The sequence below is a fragment of the Catenulispora rubra genome, assembly GCF_015356825.1.
Classification (GTDB): domain Bacteria; phylum Actinomycetota; class Actinomycetes; order Streptomycetales; family Catenulisporaceae; genus Catenulispora; species Catenulispora rubra.
Genome location: NZ_JAACYW010000450.1, coordinates 1 through 6,450, shown reverse-complemented (window position 1 = coordinate 6,450; position 6,450 = coordinate 1). Strand labels below are relative to the sequence as shown.

Genomic DNA, 6,450 nt, shown 5'->3' with positions numbered 1-6,450 from the left:
GGGTGGTCGGGATGGCTGAGGCGGCGTTCATCGAAGTACGGGTCCGCCGATCGAATCGAGGGGAATCAGGGTCCGCACTCATCTTGACCGACGCCCGGGATCGGGGGAAGATGCAGACATAACATCGTTATGTAACGCTGATATCGATCGAGGTCCGACGATGACCGGATCCCCCACCCTCGTCCCGGCCGGTCCGCTCGGCGGCTACCGGCCGGTCGCCGACGAGCTCAGCGTCTTCGACCTCGAAGTCGCCGGCCGGCTCCCGGCCGAGCTCGACGGCACCCTGCTGCGCATCGGCCCGAACCCTTTGAGCGCCCCGAGCCCTTCGCAGGCAACGGATCCGGTGCGCGGCCACGCCTTCGCCGGCGACGCGATGGTCCACGGCGTCCGCATCCGCGCCGGCCGCGCCGAGTGGTACCGCAACCGCTGGATCCGCACCGACCGGGTCTGCCGCGCGCTCGGCACGCTGCCGACCCCCGGGCCCCGGCGCGGCCTGTCCGACAACGCGAACGACAACATCCTGCGACACGCCGGCCGCACCCTGGCCCTCGGCGACGGCGGCGTGCTGCCGGTCGAGCTGTGCCCGGAGCTGACCACGATCGCGCGCTCGGACCTCGACGAGACGCTGCCCGACGGCCTGTGCGCGCACCCGGAGCGCGACATGGTCACCGGCGAGCTCTACGCCGTCGCCTACCAGCCCGGGCGCGGCTACGTGCAGTACCTGACCATCGACGTCGCGGGCCGGGTCCGGCGCTGCGAGCCGATCGAGCTCGGCCACACGCCGATGATGCACGCGTTCTCCCTGACCGACCGCCAGGCCGTGCTCTACGACCTGCCGGTCGTCTACAACGCCGCCGCGGCCGCCGCCGGCAGCCGCGTCCCCTACGCCTGGGACGACCGCGTCGCCGCGCGCCTGGGCGTGCTGCCCCGCGACGGCTCCGGCGCCGACGTCCGCTGGATCGACGTCGAACCCTGCTACGTCTTCCACCCGGTCAACGCCTACGAGGCCGACGGCCGGGTGGTCCTCGACGTCGTCCGGCACGACCGCGTCTTCGACGCCGACCGCCTCAGCCCGGCCGAGTCCCGGCCGACCCTGTGGCGCTGGGTCCTGGACCCCGGGCGCGGCACCGTGGTCGAGGACCGGCAGCTCGACGACACGATCGTGGAGTTCCCGGGCATGGACGAGCGCTTCAAGGGCATGCCGCACCGCTACGCGTTCGCGGTGTCGATGCGGCCCGGCTCCTGCGGCGTCCTGGCCGGACCGGCCCTGGTCCGGCACGACCTGCTGACCGGCGCGACCGACGTCCACCGGTTCGGCCCCGGCCGCCTGACCGGGGAACCGGCGTTCATCCCGCGCAGTCCCGACGCACCCGAGGCCGACGGCTGGCTGCTCAGCTTCGTCTACGACGCCGCCGACGACCGCAGCGACCTGGTGGTGCTGGACACCGCGGACTTCACCGGCCCGCCGGTCGCCGAGATCCGGCTGCCGGTGCGCGTGCCGCACGGCTTCCACGCCGGATGGATCGCAGCCCGCTGATCGGGTGCCAGCGGGGGCTAGTGGGGGCCAGTGGGCGCCAGTGGGAATGGCGCCGGGCAAGGTGCTCCGCCATTAGTGCGCGCAATCCGGAAGATGTCAGGGCCCGCTCATTCGGGTGAGGGTGGGACAGCTGACGAGCCGGTCCGTCTCCTGGCGGACTCAACCTAAAGGACACCTTTAGACACAGCTGTCGCATCCGGAATTCATCGTCCCTGCCTGAGACTCATGCGCCGGGATGCCCCTATTGCGGGGTTGCTCAGTGTTCGTATAAGCTTCCGCGCAACGGGAGTAACGGGTGTTCGATGGCATTTTGCGTGTCTGTCGCTTTTCTGGTGACAGGTTGATCTGCCGCTTAGGCGGCAAGAGAAGATCAAGGACGGATCATGTCGTTACGGTGATCCACACCATCGGGCCTGTTTTTTGCCTTCGGTGGATCACGCCCGCTGTCGGCCAGGAGCGGACGTGTGCCGTCGGGCGGCCTTCTGGAAAGGCGTGTGACGCCTGGCCAGCTCATCCGTTCAGGGGAGACGATCCATGCAACCGGCGGTGGAACACGCCATCGAAGTCATGTGGGACCGGTACAACGAACCGCTGACGCTGTCGGAGATGGCCGCGGCGGCGAGTCTGAGCCGATTCCACTTCTCCAGAGTCTTCCGGTCGCTGACCGGGACGTCGCCCTGCCGGTTCCTGGCGGCGGTGCGACTGTCGAAGGCCAAGAACATCCTCCTGCAGTCCTCCAGGAACGTCACGGACATCGCCTACGAAGTCGGGTACAACAGCCTGGGCACCTTCACCAGCCGTTTCACCAAGAGCGTGGGCGTCTCGCCGGCGCGCTACCGGCAGCTGTCCCGCTCCGGCATGCCGGCCCCGCTGCCCGCCGTCGTCCCCGGAGCCCGCGGCGTGGTGCGCGGTCTGGTGGGCCTGCCGGCCACCCTCGCGCCGGTGCGGATCTACATCGGCGCCTTCGACAGCCCCATCGCCCAGGGCATGCCAGTGGCCTGCGACGTCCTGGACGCGCCGGGGCCGTTCCGGCTCGACGACGTGCCCGACGGCGCGTGGTTCATCCGGGCCGCGGCGGTCGGGCTGCGCGACGTCGATCCGCGGCCGTGGATTCGCAGGCCCCTGTTCGTCGGAGCCGTCGAACCGCTTCACATCCGGCGGGAGAAGTACGTCGACCTCGATCTGGAACTGCATCCGCTGGGGCTTCTCGATCTGCCGGTGCTGGTCGCGCTGCCGGAGTTGGACGGGGCGTCGCTGCCGGATGGCGTGCAGTACGCGGCACCGGGTCTCCCGCTGTCGGTGGGGCAGTCCGTCGCGCCGCGCGCTTCGCGAGCGGATCGGCCGGCTCGCGCGGCGGTGGAACTCCTCACGACGCCGCACTGCGCCTGACAGATCGCCTGACAGATCTTGCCTTTTCTGGAGAAAGCGCACGTTAGGAGAAGCCGTACGTCTAGCAGGGTTCGAATATGTGTGGCGACTTTCCGATCGCTATTCGAAGGAGTCGCCGCGTGAGCCGAACCCCGCCGACCGAGACCGTACCGAGTGAGCGCGCGCCGTGGGCACGCGGTTTCGAGCATCCGATCGCCTTCTGGTTCGGCGCGCTGTGCTGCACCGCAGGCGTGCTGCTCCACCTGCCGATGTACTACAGCGCCCGGGACATGGGCTACCACCTCAGGGGGATGGCGCCGGACCCCGCCATGATCATCGGGATGGCGCTGATCGGGATCGGGCTGGTCGCCGCGCTGTACGGGGTGCTGCCTGGCGATCGCGCCGGACTGCGGCGGTCGGTGACGCGGGTACGGGTGCAGGCGTTGGACGACGCGCCGATCCGGCGCCAGCACGTGGCGCTGCTGGCGGTGATGGCGGTGGCGGTGACCATCGACGTCATGAAGCCCACGTCGTTGGGGTTCGTCGTCCCCGGTTTCGCCAAGGAGTACGGCCTGAAGGCCCCCGGGAATCCGCACGGGCATCCGGCTGCCGCGTGGCTGCCGCTGGTCGGGATCACCGGCACCGTGCTGGGCTCGCTGGTGTGGGGGTCGTTCGCGGACTGGGCCGGGCGGCGGGCCTCGATCATGTACGCGGGGCTGTTGTTCGTGACGACGTCCATCTGCGGGGCGATGCCGGGGTTCCAGTGGAACCTGCTGATGTGCCTGATGATGGGGATCGCGGCCGGCGGGATGCTGCCGATCACCTTCGCGTTGATGGCCGAGACGATTCCGGCCCGGCATCGCGGTGGGCTGATGGTGCTGATCGGCGGGGAGATCGCGCTGGCCTACGTCATCACCAGTTGGGTGGCGGCCAGGCTGGTGCCGCACTACAGCTGGCGCATCCTGTGGCTGATCGGGATTCCGACCGGGGTGCTGCTGCTGGTGTTGAACCACTGGATTCCGGAGTCGCCGCGGTATCTGATCGCGCGGGGTCGGCGGGCCGAGGCTGAGGCGATCATGGCTCGGTACGGGGCGCGGGTGGTGCAGGATTCTGATACCCCCGAGGTGGACGCCGTCGCCGCGCGGGCCGGCTACGCCACGTTGGTGCGGCGGCCGTTCCTGGGGCCGACCGGGGCGATCGCGGTGTTGGGGCTCGGGGTGGGCCTGGTGACGTACGGCTTCCAGCTGTGGGTTCCGACGAACTTGCAGCGGATCGGATACTCGGCGGTCAATTCGGCTTACGTGGTGCGGAATGCCGCGTTGATCGGGCTTCCGCTGACGGTGCTGATGGCGTGGCTGTACGACCGGTTCGGCGGGCGGAGGACGATCGCGGTGTCGTCGGCGGTCACGGCGGCGGCGATGGCCGGGTTCGTGATCGGCGGGGATTCGCTGGCCCACCATCGGATGCTGTTGTCGTTGCTGCTGATCGTGCCGCTGTCGGCGGTGAGCTCGGTGGTGGCGATGGTCGCGGCGTACGCCTCGGAGGTGTACCCGACGCGGATCCGGGCTCGCGGGACGGGGTTGGCGGCCGGGATGACGAAGGCCGGGGGAGTGCTGATCCTGGCGGTGGTGGTGAGCGAGTCGAATGTGCCCGGGATCCGTACCACCGCGCTGATCGGGGCGATTCCGTTGGTGATCGCCGCTGTGTGCTTCCTGATGACGGGCCCTGAGACGCGGCGGCGGAGGTTGGAGGACATCACCCGGGATCTGGGCGGCGTGGGCTTGGAGCTGGACCCGGTCGCAGCGGCGGACTAAGTGGGCACGCCTGAACAAACCTCTGTCCGCGAGCAGCGACATAGTGGACATTGACGTCAATCCACCGATGCCAATCCACCGATGCCAATCCACTGACGTCAGGGCACTGACGTCAGGGCACTGAGGAAGGGAACCTCTGATGGCGCCTTCGCGTGCGACTCTGATCACCGGCTGTTCCAGCGGCATCGGCCGGGCCGCGGCGTTGCGTCTGCACCGGGCCGGGCTGCCGGTCTACGCGACGGGCCGCGACCCCGAAGCCCTGGCGTCGCTCGCCGAGGTTGGCATCAGCACCCTGCGACTGGACGTGACGGACGAGGCGTCGGCCGACGCCGTGGTCAAGCGGATCGTCGAGGACCACGGCGCGGTCGGCGTGCTGGTGAACAACGCCGGCAGCGGGGTGCACGGGGCGGTGGAGGAGGTGGCGCTGGACAGCGTGCGGGGCTCGTTCGAGACGAACCTGTTCGGGGCGCTGCGGCTGACGCAGATGGTGCTGCCGGGGATGCGGGCGCAGGGGGCGGGGCGGATCGTGAACGTCTCCTCGATCCTGGGGCGCTTCTCGCCACCCGGTGGCGCGCTGTACCACGCGACCAAGCACGCGTTGGAGGCGTACAGCGACTCGCTGCGGATGGAGGTGGCGCAGTTCGGCGTGCGGGTCTCGCTGATCGAGCCGGCGACCGTGCGCACGCAGTTCTTCGCCACCGCGCTGATGCAGTTCGCCGGCCGCCCCGAATCCCCCTACCAGGAGTTCTACGACGACCTGGCGACCTGGGCCATCGCAGTGCACGAAGGACGCACCTCGGCAGGGCGTTTCGCAGTACCGCCGGAGAAGGTCGCCGCCGCCATCGAGCGCGCAGCAACAGCCCGCCGCCCCAAGGCCCGCTACCCGGTCGGCCCCCTGGCCCGCGCAGCGCTGACCATGCGCCGCCTCCTGCCAGACGCAGCTTTCGACACCTTCGTGGCCCGCCAGTTCCCCGCCCCGAAGCGCTGACCGCAATGCCCGCGTACCGCTCCTCGTACCACTACGGCAACCTCCGAGCCGCCCTCACCGACGCCGCCCTGGACCTGGCCCGCCACGGCGGCCCGGCAGCAGTGACGGTGCGCGGCGTAGCGCGCAGCGTGGGCGTGACCCCGCCGGCCGCATATCGCCACTTCACGGAGGTGGAGGAGCTGCTGACGGCGACGAGGGACAGGGCTCTGACGCTGCTCGCGGAGGGGGTGGATGCCGCGCTGGGGAGCTTCGCGGTAGGGGCGAACTCGGGCGCGGCCAAGAAGCTGCTCGCGACGGCAGGCGCGAGTTCGGGCTTGAGTGATGCGTCGGCGGCTGCGTGCTTGCGCGCGGTGGCCGAGGCCTACGTCAGCTTCGCGAAGTCCTCCCCGGGCCTGTTCGCCATGGCTTGCCACGGCAGCCCGGACAACATCAGGCTCCTCATCACCGATCGTGTCGCCCCGTTCCTCGACGCGCTGTCCGCGCGCCGCCCCGGCATGGTCTTCGCGCTGTGGTCGGCGGTTCACGCGCTGGCAGTCCTCGCCGCTGAGGGTGCGGTGTACGACGTGTCGCAGGATGAGGTTTTGGACACGGTGCTCGCGTGGATCGCTGGGGACGTGCTCGCGTCCGATTAGGACGCTCAGTGATCACCCCCACACTCCCGGCGCCGTTCGGCCTAACCACCTTCCAGGCGGGACGGCGCCGTGCGGCAGAATACGGTCCGCTCCACCCCCGAAGACCCGCCC

At 69.9% G+C, this 6,450-nt stretch carries 5 protein-coding genes; all 5 read left to right on the top strand.

Annotation, left to right across the window (positions count from 1 at the left end):
• Window positions 1-160: 160 nt before the first annotated feature.
• The 5 genes from GWK61_RS51845 (at window position 161) to GWK61_RS51825 (ending at window position 6,339) form a co-directional block, all read left to right on the top strand.
• Window positions 161-1,537: a carotenoid oxygenase family protein gene (locus tag GWK61_RS51845; RefSeq protein WP_194921557.1), complete on the top strand. Its 1,377-nt coding sequence runs from the start codon at window positions 161-163 to the stop codon at window positions 1,535-1,537.
• 534 nt (window positions 1,538-2,071) lie between these two features.
• Complete coding sequence (locus GWK61_RS51840; protein ID WP_194921556.1) at window positions 2,072-2,926, top strand: helix-turn-helix transcriptional regulator; 855 nt, start codon at window positions 2,072-2,074, stop codon at window positions 2,924-2,926.
• Window positions 2,927-3,045: 119 nt separating this feature from the next.
• Window positions 3,046-4,719 (top strand): MFS transporter, encoded by a 1,674-nt coding sequence (locus GWK61_RS51835; RefSeq protein WP_194921555.1) that lies wholly within the window; start codon window positions 3,046-3,048, stop codon window positions 4,717-4,719.
• Between the two features lie 139 nt (window positions 4,720-4,858).
• Complete coding sequence (locus GWK61_RS51830; RefSeq protein ID WP_194921554.1) at window positions 4,859-5,707, top strand: SDR family NAD(P)-dependent oxidoreductase; 849 nt, start codon at window positions 4,859-4,861, stop codon at window positions 5,705-5,707.
• Window positions 5,708-5,712: 5 nt separating this feature from the next.
• Window positions 5,713-6,339 (top strand): TetR/AcrR family transcriptional regulator, encoded by a 627-nt coding sequence (locus GWK61_RS51825; RefSeq protein WP_194921553.1) that lies wholly within the window; start codon window positions 5,713-5,715, stop codon window positions 6,337-6,339.
• Window positions 6,340-6,450 lie beyond the last annotated feature (111 nt).

Coding starts and splice junctions, on each gene's coding strand:
- GWK61_RS51830 (WP_194921554.1), top strand. CDS start 4,859: ATGGCGCCTTCGCGTGCGACTCTGATCACCGGCTGTTCCAGCGGCATC.
- GWK61_RS51845 (WP_194921557.1), top strand. CDS start 161: ATGACCGGATCCCCCACCCTCGTCCCGGCCGGTCCGCTCGGCGGCTAC.
- GWK61_RS51840 (WP_194921556.1), top strand. CDS start 2,072: ATGCAACCGGCGGTGGAACACGCCATCGAAGTCATGTGGGACCGGTAC.
- GWK61_RS51825 (WP_194921553.1), top strand. CDS start 5,713: ATGCCCGCGTACCGCTCCTCGTACCACTACGGCAACCTCCGAGCCGCC.